This window comes from Pseudodesulfovibrio alkaliphilus, assembly GCF_009729555.1.
In the GTDB taxonomy this organism is placed as follows: domain Bacteria; phylum Desulfobacterota; class Desulfovibrionia; order Desulfovibrionales; family Desulfovibrionaceae; genus Pseudodesulfovibrio; species Pseudodesulfovibrio alkaliphilus.
Window position 1 is genome coordinate 132313 of record NZ_WODC01000006.1, and the last position, 18062, is coordinate 150374.

Below are 18062 nucleotides of genomic sequence, written 5' to 3' on the forward strand. Positions count from 1 at the left end.
TTGATTGATGCGGCCCTAGAGCGGCATCTTCATTATTTCCTGGTAGGCGGTCATCACCTTGTTGCGAACCGCGCTGGTCATGGACATGGCCAGCCCGGCCTTTTGCATGGTGATCATCAGTTCGTGGACGTTCTGCTTTTTGCCCGAGGCGAATTCCTCGATCATCAGCTTTTTTTCCGACTCCATGTCGTTCACCTTGGTCAGCGAGTTCTTGAGGGTCTCGTTGAACCCCTGGGCCGGCGGGGTCGGCTTTTGCAGCCGGGCGGCCACGGTGGAATCCACGGACCTGCGGCGCATGTCCATTGCGCTCTGGTAGGCATTGATGGCGACGCTTTTGACGACCATTGTGCTGCTCCTTGATCTTTAATAGACACTAGACGCCGATCTGGAGCGCCTTGTTGAACATCTGCTTGACCGATTCGATGGTCTGGACGTTGGCCTCGTAGCCGCGTGTGGCGTTCATCATGTAGGTCATCTCCTCGACCACGTTGATGTCAGGGTAGTAGACGTAGCCGAGTTCGTTGGCGTCCGGGTGGTGTGGTTCGTAGACCTGCTTGAAGGGCCGTTGGTCGGCCGTGACGCCAAGCACCTTGACCCCGTGCAGATCCCGGTTGAGCTGCTCGTTCATGGCCTCGTCAAAGGGCGAATATACCGGGCTGGATTCGAAGGATACGGACTTGCGCTGGTAGGGGCCTCCCTCCAGGGTCTTGGTTGTCCGAATATTGGCCATGTTCATGGAAATGACATTGAGGGTGGCGCGTTGCGCCTTGAGGCCTGATGCGCCGATGTCGAGTGCGGTCATGAAGTCCATTTACTTGCCTCCTTCCGAGATGACTTTCTGCAAGCCTTCGAAGTTCTTTTTGATGACACTGGCCAGGGCGTTGTACATGAGCCCGTTCTTGCTCATGATGGCCATCTCCTTGTCCATGTCCACGCTGTCCTCGCCGTAGACGTGGCGGGGCTTGAACTCCTTGAGTCCGTCGCCCTTGAATCCGTCCGCATTGAAGACGGCGGGCAGGTGGTTCTGCTGAGTCCGCGTCATCTTGCCGCGGGCATCCAGGTTGAGGGCCTGCTGAAGCTTGTCCTCGAACTCGAGGCGGCGGGCCTTGTAGTCGGGTGTATCGACGTTGGCGATGTTGCCTGTGACGATATTTTGACGTTCCAGGCGCATGTCGAGCACCTTTGATGTCAAATGAATGTGGTTCCCGAAAAGTCCCTTCATGCCTTGATCCTCCTGCGTTTCACCGGCTTGGTGTCGGTGGCGGGTATTTTTTTCCGCCTTTCCCGCGATGGGGCTAGCAACTAGCGTTCCAAGTTTGTAACAGTCTGATTTTGCAGTGTTTGCTATGATTTTTGGTGTCTTGATTCCCTTCGGCAGGGCCGTGGGGAGAGCGGGCAGAGGAACGCACCATTCCTTGTAATGTGCCACGGGGTGCCTGTTGAACGGCAACCGTTGCCAAGGCAGGGAGTTCTTTGCCGCATGAGAGATAAATCGATTGATTTCAAGATGTTTAGCGTGCATCTTTCAGTGTCTTCTGGCTCTGGCTGCTGCCTCTTCTTTATGAGAGGTGAATATTGTTGCCATTGGCACAGGGCTTGCTTGGCATCAGCGCGGGCCGAGTGAGCCCGGACGATTTTTTTCAACCCGGTCGCCGGGTAAAGGAGAAACGGAGGGGAACGTCATGAGTGGACATCTGGACTACGAAATCAACAAGGAACTCGGCGAGTGCTACCTGTTCATGGGTGAGCTCGACAAGGCCGAGGAATACTACAGGAAGGCCGCCGGCTCCAACGGGGTGCATCCCGACCCGTTCCTGGGGCTGGCCACAGTGGCCGTTCAGCGAGGCAATCTGCCCGAGGCGCTGGTCATGTACGAGAAGGCCCACAAGGTTGCTCCCAGCGACAAGAGTCTTTCCGGGATTGCCCTCATCCGCATGGAGAACGGCGAAAAGGAGAATGCCTATTCCCTGTTCGTCGAGGCCATCAGGATGAACCCAGAAAACATGGTCGCCCTGTTCAGCCTGATCAGGCTCGGCCACGAACTGGAGCGAGTGGCGGACATCATTCCCTATCTTCGGAGCTATCTGGAGATTGATCCGTCCAAGCACGAGGTTCGTTTTTCCCTGGCCGGGTGCCTGATGTGCACCGGGCAGGAAGACGCGGCCCGGGCCGAGCTTGAGACAATTCTCGAAGCCAGCCCCGAGTTCGCCGCCGCCAGCGAACTGCTCGAACAGCTCCAGGCTTAGAACCACGGTCTCCCCTCCCCGTTGGTTTCCCGTCCCGCCCGTTTCGGCGGACGGGGCGGGAGACCAGCTTCTTCCGGGGACGCCCGGCCTTTGGCCGAACGCCGCTTGCCTTCGCCCGGCAAATCTGGCACAGCCTCTCAAATCACCAAGAGAGGGCTGTGCATGAACCTGTTGCCTGTTAAAAGAGCTATTCTGTCGGTCACCGACAAGTCCGGCCTGGCCGACTTCGGTGCGTTTCTTGTGGAGAGCGGCTGCGAGCTGGTCTCTACCGGCGGTACCAAGAAGATGTTGTCCGACGCCGGGTTGCCCGTCACGTCTGTCAGCGAAGTGACTGATTTTCCAGAGATTCTGGGCGGCCGCGTCAAGACCCTGCATCCCATGATCCACGGCGGCATCCTGGCTGACAAGGACGACCCGGCCCACATGGAAACGCTGCGCGATTTCGGCATTGAGCCCTTTGACCTCATCTGCGTCAATCTCTACAATTTCGCCCAGGCTGCGGCAAAGGGGCTGGGCCTTAAGGACGCGGTGGAGCAGATCGACATCGGCGGCCCCACCATGCTCCGCGCCTCGGCCAAGAATTTTCACTCCATTCTTGTGGTTCCCGATCCTCAGCACTATCCAAGGGTCATGGCCGAGATTGCCGGGTCAGGGGGCGTTTCCCTGGCGCTTCGCAAGGAGATGGCGGCGCTGACCTTCAGGCTGGTGTCCGAATACGACGCCATGATTGCCGCCTATCTGGCGGAAAACGACGCATAGCGGCCAGGATGGGCGGGGTTTCCGGCCTCGTCCTCCCGGCCCATAAGGAGCGGTCCATAGCCCAGAAACCCAAGGGCAACCTGCAAGGGTTGAAACCCAACCAGATCAAGCGGCTCGGCAGGCTCTCCCAACGGCAGTTCCCGCTCGACGGCACGTTTACCACGGAACAGGCTCGCGAGCTGGCCGTCCTGAGCGCGGATACCGGCCGCCAGATCGGCCTGCTCATCAATCGCCAGGGCAAGGTCGAGATGGTCCTGGTGGGCGATAACCGCTCCATCTTCATCCCCGAGCTGCCCCGGGCTCGTCTTGGTTCCGGCCGTTTGCGCGGTCTGCGGCTGTTGCACACCCATCTGGCCGACGAGGCTTTGTCCCAGGAAGACCTGATGGACATGGTTTTTCTGCGCCTTGACGCGGTCATCGTCCTGACAGTGGCCGGGGGGGAGCCGCGTACCGTCCAGGTGGCCCACCTGCTCCCCCCCAACCCCGACGACAGGAGCTACGAGGTCTTTGATGCCGTGCGCTGGGACCGGCTTGATCTTGATCTGGCCGGGATAGTGGAGGCGTTGGAGGATGAGTTCGGCCGCCAGCTCGACGCTCGAGATATGGAGGACGGCGCGGAGCGTGTGCTGCTGGTCAGCGTGGACGACACGCCCCATGGGGTGCAGGAGCGATCCCTGGAGGAGTTGGCGGAGCTGGCGGACACGGCGGGGCTCGTGGCCTCAGGTACCATGGTCCAGCGCGTACGCAAGAAGAATCCGGCATTCATTGTGGGCAAGGGCAAGCTGGCCGAGCTTGAGGTCAAGGCGTTGCAGACCAATGCCTCGGTCATCATCTTCGACCAGGAGCTATCCCCCACCCAGATCCGCAACTTGGCCGAAGTCACGGAACGAAAGATCCTCGACCGCACCCAGCTCATTCTCGACATCTTTGCTCAGCACGCCACCACCGCCTCGGGCAAGCTCCAGGTGGAGATGGCCCAGCTCAAGTACACCCTGCCGCGGCTGGTGGGAAAAAACCGGGCCATGTCGCGCCTCATGGGGGGCATCGGCGGGCGCGGACCGGGCGAGACCAAGCTCGAGATGGACCGCCGCCGCATCGACGAGCGGCTGACCCGCCTCAAGAAGGAGCTGGCCCAGGTCCGCAAGCGGCGCAGCCAGACCCGCGAGCGGCGGGCCAAGGCCGGGCTGCCCATCGTCTCGCTGGTGGGCTACACCAACGCGGGCAAATCCACCCTGCTCAACACCCTGACCAGTTCACGGGTGCTGGCTGCGGACAAGCTCTTCGCCACTCTTGACCCAACCAGCCGACGCATCCGCTTTCCCGAGGAGCGCGAGGTGGTGCTGACCGACACCGTGGGGTTCATCCGCCGTCTGCCGCCTGACCTGAAGGAGGCTTTTCGGGCCACCCTGGAGGAGTTGGAGTCGGCAGACCTGCTGGTCCTTGTCTGCGACGCCTCGCATCCCGAGGTGGAGGAGCAGGTGGCGGCCGTGCGCAACATTTTGGCCGACATGGAGCTTGACGCCATCGCCTCCATCCTGGTGCTCAACAAATGGGACCGTCTTGACGAAGCGGGGCGGGAGACCATGCGCAATGTCTTTCCGGAGGGCATCCCGGCCTCTGCCGTGGATCGTTCCTCCCTGGAGCCGGTGGTGGAGGCCATTTTGGCCGCCATCCCCTGGGGCAGACCAGGGAACAGCTGAACCGCCACGCCAGCCGGACGCCTCGCAGCCTCTTTCGGGCTCAGGAGTTCCGGCCTTTCCTGTCGGCCATGACGCTTGCCTCGCTCATTCCGCCCACTTCTCTGCCATCGTAGGACGAGGCGCATTCCAGCGGCTCCACATGAATGGTGACTTCGGCGTTGTCCAGGGCCGCTTCGATAGCGTCCTCGATGACTCGGCACAGGTCATGGGCCTCGCGGACCGAGGTTGCGCCCGGCACAAGCAGATGGAAGTCGATGAATCGCCGCTGCCCGGACTTTCTGGTGCGCAGGCCGTGGAAGGTGGCCCGTTCCCCCTGGTGTTTGCGGATGGCCGCGCCGATACGTTCGAGTTCGTCGGGCGGCAGGGCGTTGTCCATGAGACCGCCTACCGACCGCCGGACAAGGCTGACGCCCGTGCGGACGATGTTCGCGGCCATGACGATGGCGATGACCGGGTCGAGGATCTGCCACTGGGGTGCGGCCAGGAGCACTGCCAGCCCTGCCACCATGCCCACAGAGGTCCAGACATCGGTGAGCAGATGTCTGGCGTCGGCCTCCAGGGTGATGGAGTCGAAATGGGCGGCGGCCCGGAGCATGATCCGGGCTGTGGCGAAGTTGATGACAGAGGCGACCAGGGCCAGGGCCAGACCGGGGCCGAGGTTGCTCAGTTCCCGAGGGTTGAGGAATCGGTCTATGGCCGCGTAGGCGATACCCAGCGCAGCCGCGATGATCAGCACTCCCTCGATGCCGCTTGAGAAGTATTCGGCCTTGCCATGGCCATAGGCGTGCTTGCGGTCCGAGGGTCGCAGGGCGATGGTGAGGGCTGTGAGAGCCAGCACTCCGGCGGCGAGGTTGATGACGGACTCGGTGGCGTCCGAGAGCAGGCCCACCGACCCGGTCATGCCCCAGGCCCCGAACTTGAGCGCCAGGGTGACCACCGAGGCAATGATGGAGTAGACGGCGTATCGCCTGGGGGACGTGCCGTTCATGATTTGCTACGCCTTGGGCTTGGTCCAGGGGTTTTCCTCGCCCCTCGCCAGTCTGCGGATGTTCTCCTTGTGCCGCCAGAAGAGCAGAACCATGACCACCAGGGCCACGGGAACGAAGGCCACGTTGCCTGTAATGAGCATGAATACCGGCAGGGCCAGGGCCAAGGTCAGCGAGCCCATGGACACATGGCCCGACAGGCCGACCACGGCAAGGCACATGGCCGCCGAAAGCAGGGTGCCCCAGAAGGAGACGGCCAGAAACGCGCCCACCGTGGTGGCCACGGCCTTGCCGCCCTTGAAGCGCATGAAGCAGGAGAAGGCGTGGCCGAGGATGGCCGCAAGCACCACCAGGCTCAGGCCGAGGTTCGACTCGACCCAGGCCGAGGCCATAAGGACCGGCACCAGTCCCTTGGAGATGTCGAGGACCAGGGTGGCGATGCCGAATTTCATTCCGCACAGCCGGGCCACGTTGGTGGCGCCGATGTTGCGGCTGCCGTCGGTGCGCGGGTCGATGCCGCAGAGTGCTTTGGCCACGACCAGTCCGAAGGGGATGGAGCCGAGCACGTAGGCGGTGATGATCCAGAAGATGAGGGACATGCGGGATACTCCTGATGCCGAGCGTGTAATGCGGTGTATGTAGCGCTTTTGGGCCTCGATTGGAAGAGGCGGTTGCCCGGACCGGCGGCTCAGTCTTCAAGGACCTCGCCCAGTTTGATTTCGTTGGTCAGCGGGTCGATTCGGGAAAAGTTGATCTGAAACCGTTGGCCTGGATAGAGCTTGTCGCCCAGCAGCTTGCGCGGTGCGCGGACGTTGATCTGGTACTGGGGCATGGCCAGGGTGGCCATGGGCCCGGTGTCCTCCACCAGCACGGCCGGATGCAGCGACTTGCGATGCCGGGCGAGATAGACCAGCTTCCAATAGCGCGGCCAGAAGCGTTGCACCGCGCTCACCGCCCTGATGCGTGTCCCGAGCTGGATGGCGAGATGGTCCAGGGCTTCGGCGTCGAGACGCGGGCTCCCGGTCAGAAGCAGGCTGCTGACCTGGGCCATGTTGATAAAGTCTGTGTAGCGGCGAAGCGGCGAGGAGATGGGCGCGTAGGCCGGGACGCCAAGGGCCGCGTGGCGTTTGGGGGTGGTCTCCAGAGCCGGAGGCAGCAGGAGTTTGACCGAGCGCAGGATTTCCGCCGGCTCCGTGAAGATGCCGGCCGCCTCCTGGGGCAGGGCTATGTCCTGGGTGCGGTGGAGCAGGGGCAGTCCCTGATCCCTGGCCCAGAGGGCCAGGCCGGAATTGGCCAGGATCATGAATTCGCTGATGACCAGCTCGGCCAGGGGGCACGGCTCCTTGAGGGAGATGTCCACCACTGCCTGACTGCCCTGGCCTGTTACCGTGACCACGGGCTCTGGCTTGCGGATGACGCAGGCCCCGTTCTCGATGCGGCGGTTGATGCGTTCCTTGGCCAGCCGATGGGCCAGGACCAGCATGGGGTCCGTTCCCTCGGCTATGGTCCGGTCGGCTTCCTCGTAGCTGATGTTGGCCTTGACCGTGGCCCAGGTCAGGCGCGGCGAGACCGAGAGCAACTCCCCCCGGCCGTCCAGGCGGAAGAGCGCCAAGAGCACCGGCCGCCGCTCTCCGGCCAGCAGACTGTAAAGCCCTGTGCCGAACCTCTCGGGCAGCATGTGGGCCGTGCCTTCGGGCAGATAGAGGCTGGTGGCCCTGTCGGCCACAGCCCGGTCAAGGGGCGACCCGAAGCGCCAGTGGGCCTCTGGACGGGCCAGGGCGATGGACAGGGCGAAGCCGTCGCCTTCCGTTTCAATGTGGAAGGCGTCGTCTATGTCGCGGGTGGTGGGCGCGTCGATGCTGATCAGCCTCAGGGGGCAATCTTCAACGGTTTCATTGAAAAACTCTGTCTCTATTGATTCGATTTCATTGGAGAATGATTCGTGCCATTCATCCCCCCACGCGTATGCTGCCTCGTCGAGCAGGTGGTTGTGGTGCAGAGGAAGAGTCCCCCAGGTCTGGGCCAGGAGCAGAGGCAGGTGCGGGGTGTCTGGCAACCCCTTGGAAATGGCCTGCCAGACCTTGGCGCCGGTCTCGTCCAGGGTGGAGGCGATGGCCTGCCTGAGCAGGCGTTGAATGATTCCGGCCAGCTCGGGCTCCAGGTCTGGGAGCTGGGGCGTGCGGCCCTGGCTGTATGCCGCCCAAAGCTCCTGGATCAGGGTTTGTCCTGTCGAGGTGACGGCTTCACGCTCCTTTTCTTCGGCTTTTTCGCGCAGCCGCTGTTCGACCTTTTCTGCGGGCCATATCTCGAAATTAGGGGGGCGGAACTTGAAATGGGTTTTGGCCGAGAGCATGGCCCGGCCCAAGGCGGCCAGCTCGTCCGGTTCCGGGGCGTCGAAGAGCAGGTCGGCAAACCATGCCAGGGGTGCGCTTTCCATCTCCCCCTGGGCAAGGGCCCATAGTTCCATCACGTCGAGCCCGGCCTGTATCTCGCCACGCCGTTCCTGGTGGCTGTTGAGTACGTCCTGTATTGTCTGCCTGTTGGCTTCGGCATCGTGGGTCGGCCCTGTCCAGGGCAGTATCCGGGCGGTCGGGAGCTTCATCTCCCGCTTGGTGATGGTCAGGAGCCTGAGCCTGCCCGAGGATTCCTCGAGCACCCAGGCCAGTTGCGGGTGATCTCCCTGCATGAATTCCACCACCGTGCCGGGGCGGATGAATGGGCCGAAAGCGGTTTTTTTTACCATCTGAACTTCTTTGATCTGCGGTGAGCGCCGGGTGTGACGCAGGGTATCATGAACCGATTGTCAGCGTAAGCCGGGCGGGGTACAGGGACCGTATGGAACGCGAATTCGTCGAGGGCATCGGCATCGTGGCCGGATGTTGCACCACGGCATCCTTCGTGCCCCAGGTGGTCCGTACCTGGCGGACCCGGTCCGTGGCCGACATCTCCCTGCGCATGTACCTGCTCTTGTGCCTCGGGGTGTCGCTGTGGCTCGTCTATGGCGCCCTTATCGGCTCGCCCGCCGTGTTGCTGGCCAATGCGGTCACTCTGCTTCTGGCCGCCGCGATTCTGGTCATGAAACTCGTGTTCGGGCGCGGTTCGGCTCATTCTTCAGGGCGCCGGACTCCTTGAGGCGGCGGGCCGGTGGCCGGTCAGCCCATGGCCATCCGGCCCGCAGGCTTAGTGCCTGAAGGACCGCTGGCCGGTGAAGACCATGGCCACCTGCGGAACCGCCTCGTTGACCGCGGCGATGACCTCGTGGTCGCGAATGGAGCCGCCGGGCTGGGCGATGGCTGTCACACCCTGGTCGATGCACAGGTCCACGCCGTCGCGGAAGGGGAAGAATCCGTCCGACACCACCACCGATCCGGGCAGACCGCCCCTGGCCTCGGCCGTACGCCGTTCAATGTCCGCGAGCTTGGACCTGGCGTCAGAATCCTTGAGCGCCTTGAGCTTGAGTTCGAAGATGGACAGGCCAAGCTCCTGAGATGAGAGCAGATCCGCATATTTGGTGTAGGCCTTGGTCACGGCCAGGAGTACGCAGCCCACGCGATCCTGCTCGCCAGTGCCGATGGCTGTGGTCGCCCCGTCCTTGACAAAGAGGACGGAGTTTGAGGTCACGCCCGCTTCCACGGCCCAGGCGAAGAGCAGGTCGTCGGCCTCCTGTTTGCCCGGTGCGCGGGCCAGGAAGACGTTGCCGTCCTTTTCGGCCTTGGCAGGGAGGAAGTCCTCGGCTTTGAGAATGGCGTTGCGAAAGGAAAACTGCACCACAAGACCGCCATCGGACAGGGATTTGATGTCCAGGAACGGGGTACGGGCGAGGCTCTCCAGCCCGGCGATGCCCGGAATCCTCAGGATGCGCAGATTCTTTTTCTTCTTCAGTTCAGCCAGGGCGTCGTCGTCGAAGTCCGGCGCTGCCACCACCTCGAAATAGGCGGAGTTGATCAGTTCGGCAGCAGCCAGATCAAGGGGGCGGTTGACCACTACGGCCCCGCCGAAGGCGGCGATGCGGTCAGCCTCAAAGGCGCGCCTGAGGGCCACGGCCACCCCCTCGTCGGTCCAGGCCGCGCCGCAGGGGTTGTTGTGCTTGAGGATGAGTGCGGCGGGTTTGGCGGAAAGATACTGAAGGATATTCAGGGCGTTGTCCACGTCGGTGAGGTTGGTTTTGCCCGGATGCTTGCCCGCCTGGATCATGTGCTCCTCGGTCAGGGCCGAGACAAGCCCCTGGCCCGCGCCGATGAATCGTACGCCGCCGATCTCCAGGCTGCCGCTCTTGAGCTCATAAAGGGCGGCTGGCTGGTCGGGATTCTCGCCGTAGCGCAGCCCCTTGGTCTGGCCGTCTATCTCCCATCCACGCTTGGCGAAGACAAGCTCCTGGTCGCCCAGAGTCAGCTTCAGGTCGGCCGGGAACGGGTCCTCCTGGAGCGTGGTGTACATTTTTTTCAGATCACTCATGACGTTACCCCTTGCGGCTTCCCTGGCCGATTGTGTTTCGGAAGGAGGCGTTCATAGCACAGGTTGCCCCGGCGGGCAAATCGGAAGGGATGATGTGCGCCGACCGGCCCGGCCAATAAATGCAGAAAATGGTTCCCTGCCAGCCCCGAAAACGGGATTGAGCAATCGATCAATCGGAAAAGCGAAGATTATCATACCTCCAGACTGAAATATCTGGCATGGTGGCGCAAAGTCAGGCTCCGTGTCCCGGGGAGAATGGTCAGCCATTGGGCGCGGAAAAAACGACGGAGGGCACCATGCGACGTTTTAGGGATTGGGGAATGCGGACCAAGGTGTTGAGCCTGTTTTTCGCGGCCGTCATCGTGGTCGTCGGGGGGTTGCTTGGGTATTTCATTCCCGTTGTCGGCGAATCGCTGATGGAGGAGAAGCGTGTGGCCACTCGCAGCGCCGTGGAGACGGCCTACTCGGTCTTGCAATATTACGGGGAGATGGCCGAGGCCGGAGCCCTGGAGCAGACCGAGGCGCAGAATCGGGCCAAGGCCGCCATTGGAGCCATGCGCTACATGGGCGACAACTATTATTGGATCAACGACATGGGCCCGACCATGATCATGCATCCCATCCGGCCGGACATGAACGGGCAGGATCAGTCCCAGGTCAGGGACCCTGCGGGACGGCTCTTCTTTGTGGACATGGTCGAAGTCGCCAAGAGGGCTGGCGAGGGATTTGTGCCCTACCTGTGGCCCAAGCCCGGGGCGGATAGACCCCAGCCCAAGGTTTCCTATGTCAAGCTGTACAAGCCCTGGGGCTGGATGGTGGGAAGCGGCATCTACGTGGACGACGTGGATGCGCAGATTTCCTCCCTGCGTTGGCAGATTCTCCTGCCCACCGTCCTGGTCATGGGGCTTATCGTGCTGGTGGTTATTTTCGTGGTCAGGAGTATGGTCACACCTCTTGAGGAAGCGGTGAAGGCCGCCAACCGCATGGCCGGAGGCGATCTGAATATCCAGGTCGCGGTGCGCAGCCACGACGAGGTTGGCCAGCTCTCAGGTGCCATTGCCAACATGGTCGAGGAACTGCGGCGCGTGGTGGGCGAGGTTCGTTCGGCCAGCGAGCAGGTGGCAGCGGGCAGCGAAGAGTTGGCCGCCTCGGCCATAGAGTTGTCTCAAGGGGCCACCGAGCAGGCGGCCAGCGTCGAGGAGGTCTCGGCGTCCATGGAGGAGATGACTTCAAGCATCGGACAGAACGCCGAAAACGCGCAGACCACCAACTCCATGACCAACCAGGCCGCCGTGGATACCGACAGCGGGGGCCGGGCCGTGGCCAAGACGGTGGAGGCCATGAAGCAGATCGCGGACAAGATTCTCATCGTCGAGGAGATCGCCCGCCAGACCAACCTGCTCGCCCTTAACGCGGCCATCGAGGCTGCCCGGGCCGGGGAGCATGGCAAGGGCTTCGCCGTGGTGGCGGCAGAGGTGCGCAAGCTGGCGGAGCGAAGCGGCGCGGCCGCAGCCGAGATCAGCGAGTTGTCCACTTCCAGTGTCAAGGTGGCCGAGGAGGCGGGCGGACTGCTCGCCAAGATCGTGCCCGACATTCGCAAGACCGCCGAACTGGTCCAAGAGATCGCGGCGGCCAGCAATGAGCAGAACGCGGGCGGCGAGCAGGTCAACAAGGCCATCCAGGAACTGGATAAGGTCATCCAGCAGAACGCCTCGGCCTCCGAGGAGGTGGCATCCACCGCCGAAGAACTGTCGAGCCATGCCGTGCAGCTGCAGCAGACCATCCGGTTCTTCAAGGTGGACTCGGGAGACATCTCCGCTCCGCTGACAGGGGCAGGCAAGGGCAAGAAGGTCTTTGACCCGACCACGGGCAAGGTGGTTGCCAAGGCCGCCGGCAAGGGTGCGTCAGGGCCGGTGGTCCGGCCCGCCAATCCGCCAAAGCCTCTGCCGACCGCCAAAGCGCCAGGTGCGAAGGCCTCAAACGGCGGGGTGGATCTCGACATGGACGACGACTCAGGATTCGAGCGCTTCTAACGGGCAGAGCCCTATGGCACCACAGGAGCCGCCCCGGTCAGGGGCGGCTCCGCCGTTGTCTTTTGCCAGGCGAGCATGTAGAGTTGTCTGCGAGTCCCGCAATGGTCAGGCGGCGGGAGCCCGTCGTTTCGATCTGCACCTGATTTCCCATTGTCGGAGGAACCCCCGTGAACATCTCGTTTCGTCTCATCGGCTCCATCGTTCTTGTTTTTCTCATTATCGTCGGAATGTTCACCGCCACCTGGGTGGTCACATCGAGTCAGGAGAGCGACAGCCTGGTCATCAACATCGCCGGACGCCAGCGTATGCTTGCCGAAAAACTCGGCAAGGAGACGATGGCATTCGGCATGAGCCGCGATGCGGCCTTGCGCGGTCAGATCGAGGTGACTCTCGGCCTTTTCGAGTCCTCCCTTGCGGCCCTTGTCGCCTCAGGCCCCGTTCCTCTGACCCTTGATCCGCGTGGTCCCAAGGGTGAACTGCCCGCGGCGAGCCGCGAGGCCAAGGCGCAGTTGCTCAAGGTCCGCCAGCATTGGGATGCTTACCGCGCCCTGGTGGAGCAGGGCGTGGCTTCGGGCAGTCCGGATGTGGCGGGCATCACGGCCCGGAGTGCGGCCGTGGTCGCGGCCATGAACGAGGCCGTGGTCCTGCTGCAGCGCGAATCCGAGGGCCGCGTGGCAACGCTGCTCGTCAGTCAGGCCGTTTGCGTGGGCGTCGGTGTGGTCATCGTGCTGCTGGTGCTTTACAATCTGCGCACCAAGCTGACCATGCCCCTTGGCAATCTCAGACGATACGCCGAGGCCGTGGCCGGGGGAGATCTCAAGGCGGTCAGCCGGGGGGAATACACCGAGGAGTTGCTTGACCTGCGAAACGCCATCGTGACCATGGTGGACGCCCTTGGCGAGACCATGTCCAAGGTCGAGACCCGGGGCAGGGAGGCGGAGCGAAGTGCCGAGGAGGCTCGCCGTGCCGTGGCCAAGGCCGACGAGCGGCAGACGCAGGTGCGGACCCTGCTTGAGACCATGAGCCGGGCCGCGGCCAAGGCCAGCGACATTTCTCGCGATGTGGCCGCCTCGGTGGTCCAGTTGGCGAGGCAGGTGGACGAGGTCAACCATGGCACCGACGTGCAGCGCGACCGCATGGCCGAGACGGCCACGGCCATGGAGGAAATGAATGCCACGGTGCTTGAGGTGGCTCGCAACGCCTCCAACGCCGCCCATTCCGCCGATCGGGCCAGGGAGAACGCCAGGACCGGGGCCGAGGGGGTCCGGGCAGCCGTGGCCTCCATTGACGCCATCAAGGACCAGATCCTTGAACTCAACTCGAGCATGGGCGAACTGGGCAATCAGGCCGAGAACATCGGCAAAATCATGAATGTGGTCACGGACATCGCGGACCAGACCAACTTGCTGGCGCTCAACGCGGCCATCGAGGCCGCCCGGGCGGGCGACGCCGGCCGCGGCTTCGCTGTGGTGGCCGACGAGGTGCGTAAGCTGGCCGAAAAGACCATGCAGGCCACCAAGGAGGTGGGCGACGCCGTGTCGCGCATCCAGGCCCAGGCCCGGGCCAACATCCAGGCGGTGGAGACCTCGGTGCAGGACATCGTCAAGTCCACTGCCGCGGCCAATGAGTCAGGGGAGTTCATGGCCGAGATCGTGTCCATCGTGGGTGAGACCGCCGCCCAGGTGGAGTCCATCGCCACTGCGTCGGAAGAGCAGTCCGCCGCCAGCGAGGAGATCAATCAGGCGGTCACCGATGTCACCCGCATCGCCTTTGAGACTGCCCAGGGCATGAGCCGGGCGGCACAGGCGCTGGACGCCATGGCCGCCATGGCCGCTGATCTGGATGCAGTGATTCGCGACATGACCGGCGACGGGGCTACCGCAGGCCCGACGGCACAGAAAGACACGCTGTCAAGGCAAGCCGAGACCCCGCGCAAGGAGACGCAGCCCGTGAAAAAGGCTCCTTCCAAAAGCGCCTCTGCCAAAGCGGCCTCCGCCGGGAACGGCCATGCCAATGCCGCACCCGCGCCCGAGGCCAAGGGTGCGCTCCGGCAGTCCGATCGCTCGGGGCTCAAGGCCGAGGACAAGGACGGCATCATGCAGTGGTCCGACGACCTGTCGGTCAACATCCGGGAGATCGACGAGCAGCATCTGCGGCTGATCAATCTGATCAACAAGCTCCATGCCGCCATGCGTTCCGGCAAGGGTATGCAGGCCACGGCTGCGGTACTTGATGAACTCAAGCAGTACACTGTGTTCCACTTCTCGAGCGAGGAGGCGATGTTCGAGGAGCACGGCTACGCCGGGCAGGTAAACCACGTGGCCACGCACAAGGCATTTGTGCAGAAGGTGCTGGACTTCGAGCAGCAGATCCTCTCGGGTAAGTCGTCAGTGACCATGGAGGTCATGAACTTCCTCAAGGACTGGCTGGTCAAGCACATCAAGGGCGTAGACAAGAAGTACAGCCCGTTTTTCAACGAGCGCGGCATCTACTAGGCATTGGCCGGTCAAGAGAAGGCCGGGCGCGGAATGCGCGGATTTTGCGTGGCGCGGGGCAAGTCTTTCTGCTATGCAGACAGTCGCGCCGTCGGCGTCGCATGGTGCCGCGTCCTGATCGAGAATCTGTTTCAAGGAAAGATGATGTCCGAGAGTTACATGGAAAAGGCCCTGGTCAAGCTCGCCAGACAGCTCAACGCTTACGACGAGGCATCCCTCATGAGCCTGTGGGAGAAATACGCCGAGAAGGTGCGTCATTTCGAGCCCACCAAGCGATGGGAGGAGGCGGTGCTCGTCTTCAACCTCATCCAGTCCACGCGCTTGAAGAATCAGCTCTTTAATTTCAACTGGGCACAATCCCGCATGCCCGGAGATCCGCATCCCGATGTGGATCTGGCCGCCCTGACCGCACCAGGGCCGACCATGCGCGAGGTACCGAAATCCCGCAAGGGTGCGGCTTCCGAATCGGACGCCGCTTCCACGTCCCCCGCCCGGACGGACCGCAAGGGCAAGCTGCTCACCCTCCAGCCGAAAAAGAAGAAATAGTCGAACATCGGCGCGATTCCGTCGGCGTGACCGCCCTGCCGTCCCGAACGCGATGGCGAGGTCGTCCGCCTGTGAGGTTGACATACGCGCACGTTTATCCTTACGGAAGATAACCGTTTGTGTGCGCAATTCACGCCGGGGAGCGATCCCGGTTTTCAAGGAGCAAGGCATGGCCAATATTGTCGTTTTCGGCTCCCAATGGGGGGACGAGGGCAAGGGAAAGATCGTCGACATCCTCGCCGAGCAGGCGAGCGCCATCGTCCGCTTTCAGGGCGGCAACAACGCGGGCCACACCCTGGTGGTGGACGGCGAGCAGTGCATCCTGCACCTTATTCCCTCGGGCGTGTTGCATCCCGGCAAGCTCTGTGTCATCGGCAATGGCGTGGTTCTCGACCCGGTCGTCTTCTGTCAGGAGATCGACAAGCTGGCAGCCAAGGGGCTCGATGTCTCCCCGGCCAGGATGATGGTCAGCAAGAAAACCCACGTCATCATGCCCTATCATCGGCTTATCGACGGCGCCCGCGAAACGGTCAAGTCCGAGGCCGGGAAGATCGGCACCACCGGGCGCGGTATCGGTCCCTGCTACGAGGACAAGATGCACCGTTGCGGCATCCGCGCCGGGGATTTCGCCGACCCGGAACTGCTGCGGGAGAAGATCGGCCTGGCTCTTGAGGAAAAGAATGTTCTTTTCAAGCACCTCTATGGTCTGGATCCGCTTGATGCCGATGCGGTGTTCGCCGAGGTGCAGCCCTTTGCCCAGCGGCTTGTGCCTTACCTGGGCGATGTGTCCACGGCCATCCAGGAGGCCCAGGAGGACGGCATGGTTCTCTTCGAGGGCGCCCAGGGCACGCACCTGGATATAGACCACGGCACCTATCCCTTTGTCACGTCGAGCAACACGGTTACGGCCAATGCGGCCTCCGGGTCGGGCTGCTCCCCGCGTGATCTGCATCGCATCGTGGCCATCGTCAAGGCATACACCACCCGGGTGGGCGGCGGGCCTTTTCCCACCGAGCTTTTTGACGCCGACGGCGAATATCTTCAGGCAAAGGGGCACGAATTCGGGGCCACCACAGGACGCAAGCGCCGTTGCGGCTGGCTCGATCTGGTGGTGCTCAAGGAGTCGGTGCGTCTCAATGGTCCCACCGAACTGGCCATCACCAAGCTTGACGTGCTCTCCGGCCTTGGGGAACTGAAGCTCTGCGTGGCCTACGAATACCGCGGCCAGACCGTGGCCTATCCGCCCCAGGAGCAGAACGGCATGGCCCATGTCGCTCCGGTTTACGAAACCATGCCCGGTTGGGACGAGGACATCTCGGCCGCCCGATCCTGGGACGACCTCCCTGCCAACGCGGTCAGCTATCTGCGCCGTATCGAGGCCATCACCGGGGTGTCCATCGGCATGGTCTCCGTCGGGCCGGACAGGGCGCAAACCTTCTGAGGTCGAGGGCGCGATGATTTCCCACGCCGACCCGCTGGCCGCCCTCGCCGGGCAGGAACATGCAGTGAGGCGTCTGAACGCCATCGCCAACGATCCCCCGCAATCCATCGTCATTGAGGGCGGCGACGCGGACAGCCGCGTCGCCCTTGCCTTGTACTGGGCCATGCGCCTCAACTGCGCGACCGGCTCGGTTCCCTGCGGTCAGTGCCCGGCATGTCGCCAGATCGCGGATCTCGCCTTCAACGATCTGCTCTTTTTTGACGGCCGCGAGGGGTTGATCAAGGTGGAATCCGTGCGCGAACGCCGCTCCACCTGGGGCCAGCCGCCCCACGGCGACGGCTGGCGCGTGACCATCTTTGCCGAGGCTCAGATGTTCATGACCGAGGCGGCCAACGCCTTGCTCAAGTCGCTGGAGGAGCCCCGGCCGGGCAATGTCTTTGTCCTGGCCGCGCCCCAGCGCGAACGCCTGCTCGAAACCCTGGTCTCGCGGTCCTGGGTGATCACGCTGTCGTGGCCGGACATTCGCGAGAACGATCCCGAGATCGCGGAGTGGACCGCGGCCATGGCGGGGTTCTGGCAGTCGGGCCGGGGGTGGTTCGAGCGCACCTCGACCAAGGGGGCGGTGGACCGGCATCTGGCCATGCGGGTGGTGCTGGGTATGCAGCGCGAACTGCGCGAGGCCCTTTCCGGCTCGTGCGCCACACCGCTTTCGGCCAGTCTGGCCCGCACCTATGATTCTCGCGGCCTGCGCCGCATCGGCCTGGCCCTCGACCAAGCCCAGGATGCCCTGAATACCCAGGTGCCGGTCAATCCGGCCATGGTCCTCGACTGGGTTGCGACACGCATGGTCTAGGGGTATCCCACTTCATCACGACATGGGTCTAAAAGGGCAGTGAAGCTGGAGGAGCGGGCCTGGCGGTCTGGCTATTTGTTTTTCAGAAAAGGAGCCTCCCTTGAATTATCTCGTCGTCAAAGCCCATCGAAGCGAGTTTCCCAATCCCATCAAGCTTAAAAAGGGAGCCTTCATCATCATCGGGGAAAAGTATGAAGGGCCAGAAGATTGGGAGGACTGGTATTATTGCACCATTCCCGGACACGAAGGCGGTTGGGTGCCTCGGCAGATCATTGAACGCACAGAAGGCGGTGGTGCTCAGGCCCTGGAAGACTATACCGCCATGGAACTGGACGTGGACGAGGGCGACGTGCTGATCGGGGCGCGAAAACTGAACGGATGGGTTTGGTGTCGGCATGCCGCCGCAAATACTGAAGGATGGGTGCCCTTGGAAAATTTGCAACCCGTCAGCGAATGAAAGCTTTTACCATGGGTCGGTTCGGGGGCAAAGGAAAAGGCGCTTCGCGGGAAGCGCCTTTGATTATTCTTGATGGGCAGCGGGCCGTCTG

17 protein-coding genes are annotated in these 18062 nt (G+C 62.8%); 10 read left to right on the forward strand and 7 right to left on the reverse strand.

Going from position 1 to position 18062, the window contains the following annotated elements:
• Window positions 1-15: 15 nt before the first annotated feature.
• The 3 genes from fliE to flgB are packed head-to-tail and all read right to left on the reverse strand — an operon-like array spanning window position 16 to window position 1222.
• Window positions 16-345: a flagellar hook-basal body complex protein FliE gene (gene fliE / locus GKC30_RS10330; RefSeq protein ID WP_155934648.1), complete on the reverse strand. Its 330-nt coding sequence runs from the start codon at window positions 343-345 to the stop codon at window positions 16-18.
• Window positions 346-373: 28 nt separating this feature from the next.
• Window positions 374-811 carry a flagellar basal body rod protein FlgC gene (gene flgC, locus GKC30_RS10335; protein WP_155934649.1) on the reverse strand — a complete coding sequence of 146 codons (438 nt, stop codon included), beginning with the start codon at window positions 809-811 and terminating at the stop codon, window positions 374-376.
• A complete protein-coding gene (gene flgB / locus GKC30_RS10340) occupies window positions 812-1222 on the reverse strand; it encodes a flagellar basal body rod protein FlgB (RefSeq protein ID WP_155934650.1) in 411 nt (136 codons plus the stop codon).
• A 460-nt stretch (window positions 1223-1682) separates the two neighbouring features.
• On the opposite strand from flgB, the gene GKC30_RS10345 reads away from it, so the two are divergent.
• The 3 genes from GKC30_RS10345 to hflX all read left to right on the forward strand — a co-directional run bounded on the left by GKC30_RS10345 (window position 1683) and on the right by hflX (window position 4705).
• The gene (locus GKC30_RS10345; protein WP_155934651.1) at window positions 1683-2246 is read left to right on the forward strand and encodes a tetratricopeptide repeat protein; all 564 of its coding nucleotides are present in this window, start codon (window positions 1683-1685) and stop codon (window positions 2244-2246) included.
• Window positions 2247-2408: 162 nt separating this feature from the next.
• Window positions 2409-3005: an IMP cyclohydrolase gene (locus GKC30_RS10350; RefSeq protein WP_155934652.1), complete on the forward strand. Its 597-nt coding sequence runs from the start codon at window positions 2409-2411 to the stop codon at window positions 3003-3005.
• A gap of 8 nt (window positions 3006-3013) precedes the next feature.
• Window positions 3014-4705, forward strand: coding sequence for a GTPase HflX (gene hflX / locus GKC30_RS10355; RefSeq protein WP_155934653.1), 1692 nt, complete (start codon window positions 3014-3016; stop codon window positions 4703-4705).
• A 40-nt stretch (window positions 4706-4745) separates the two neighbouring features.
• Here the strand turns inward: hflX and GKC30_RS10360 are convergent, their stop codons facing one another.
• From GKC30_RS10360 to GKC30_RS10370, 3 genes are all read right to left on the reverse strand, one after another.
• Entirely contained in the window at window positions 4746-5693 is a 948-nt protein-coding gene (locus GKC30_RS10360) for a cation diffusion facilitator family transporter (RefSeq protein ID WP_155934654.1), read from the reverse strand.
• Window positions 5694-5699: 6 nt separating this feature from the next.
• Window positions 5700-6290 (reverse strand): glycerol-3-phosphate 1-O-acyltransferase PlsY, encoded by a 591-nt coding sequence (plsY, locus tag GKC30_RS10365; RefSeq protein ID WP_155934655.1) that lies wholly within the window; start codon window positions 6288-6290, stop codon window positions 5700-5702.
• An 89-nt stretch (window positions 6291-6379) separates the two neighbouring features.
• Window positions 6380-8434, reverse strand: coding sequence for a ribonuclease catalytic domain-containing protein (locus GKC30_RS10370; RefSeq protein ID WP_155934656.1), 2055 nt, complete (start codon window positions 8432-8434; stop codon window positions 6380-6382).
• A gap of 92 nt (window positions 8435-8526) precedes the next feature.
• Between GKC30_RS10370 and GKC30_RS10375 the strand changes: the two genes are divergently transcribed.
• Entirely contained in the window at window positions 8527-8823 is a 297-nt protein-coding gene (locus GKC30_RS10375) for a SemiSWEET family sugar transporter (protein WP_155934657.1), read from the forward strand.
• Window positions 8824-8871: 48 nt separating this feature from the next.
• On the opposite strand, the gene GKC30_RS10380 is transcribed toward GKC30_RS10375, so the two are convergent.
• Window positions 8872-10146 (reverse strand): IMP cyclohydrolase, encoded by a 1275-nt coding sequence (locus tag GKC30_RS10380; protein ID WP_155934658.1) that lies wholly within the window; start codon window positions 10144-10146, stop codon window positions 8872-8874.
• A 296-nt stretch (window positions 10147-10442) separates the two neighbouring features.
• Between GKC30_RS10380 and GKC30_RS10385 the strand changes: the two genes are divergently transcribed.
• The 6 genes from GKC30_RS10385 (at window position 10443) to GKC30_RS10410 (ending at window position 17971) form a co-directional block, all read left to right on the forward strand.
• On the forward strand, window positions 10443-12179 hold the full coding sequence (locus GKC30_RS10385; protein ID WP_155934659.1) for a methyl-accepting chemotaxis protein: 1737 nt from the start codon (window positions 10443-10445) through the stop codon (window positions 12177-12179).
• A gap of 167 nt (window positions 12180-12346) precedes the next feature.
• Window positions 12347-14674, forward strand: a complete 2328-nt coding sequence (locus tag GKC30_RS10390) for a bacteriohemerythrin (protein ID WP_367614085.1) — start codon at window positions 12347-12349, stop codon at window positions 14672-14674.
• 144 nt (window positions 14675-14818) lie between these two features.
• Entirely contained in the window at window positions 14819-15220 is a 402-nt protein-coding gene (locus tag GKC30_RS10395) for a hypothetical protein (RefSeq protein ID WP_155934660.1), read from the forward strand.
• A gap of 169 nt (window positions 15221-15389) precedes the next feature.
• Window positions 15390-16661, forward strand: a complete 1272-nt coding sequence (locus GKC30_RS10400; RefSeq protein WP_155934661.1) for an adenylosuccinate synthase — start codon at window positions 15390-15392, stop codon at window positions 16659-16661.
• A 13-nt stretch (window positions 16662-16674) separates the two neighbouring features.
• A complete protein-coding gene (locus GKC30_RS10405) occupies window positions 16675-17514 on the forward strand; it encodes a DNA polymerase III delta subunit-related protein (protein WP_155934662.1) in 840 nt (279 codons plus the stop codon).
• A 100-nt stretch (window positions 17515-17614) separates the two neighbouring features.
• On the forward strand, window positions 17615-17971 hold the full coding sequence (locus GKC30_RS10410) for an SH3 domain-containing protein (RefSeq protein WP_155934663.1): 357 nt from the start codon (window positions 17615-17617) through the stop codon (window positions 17969-17971).
• Window positions 17972-18062 lie beyond the last annotated feature (91 nt).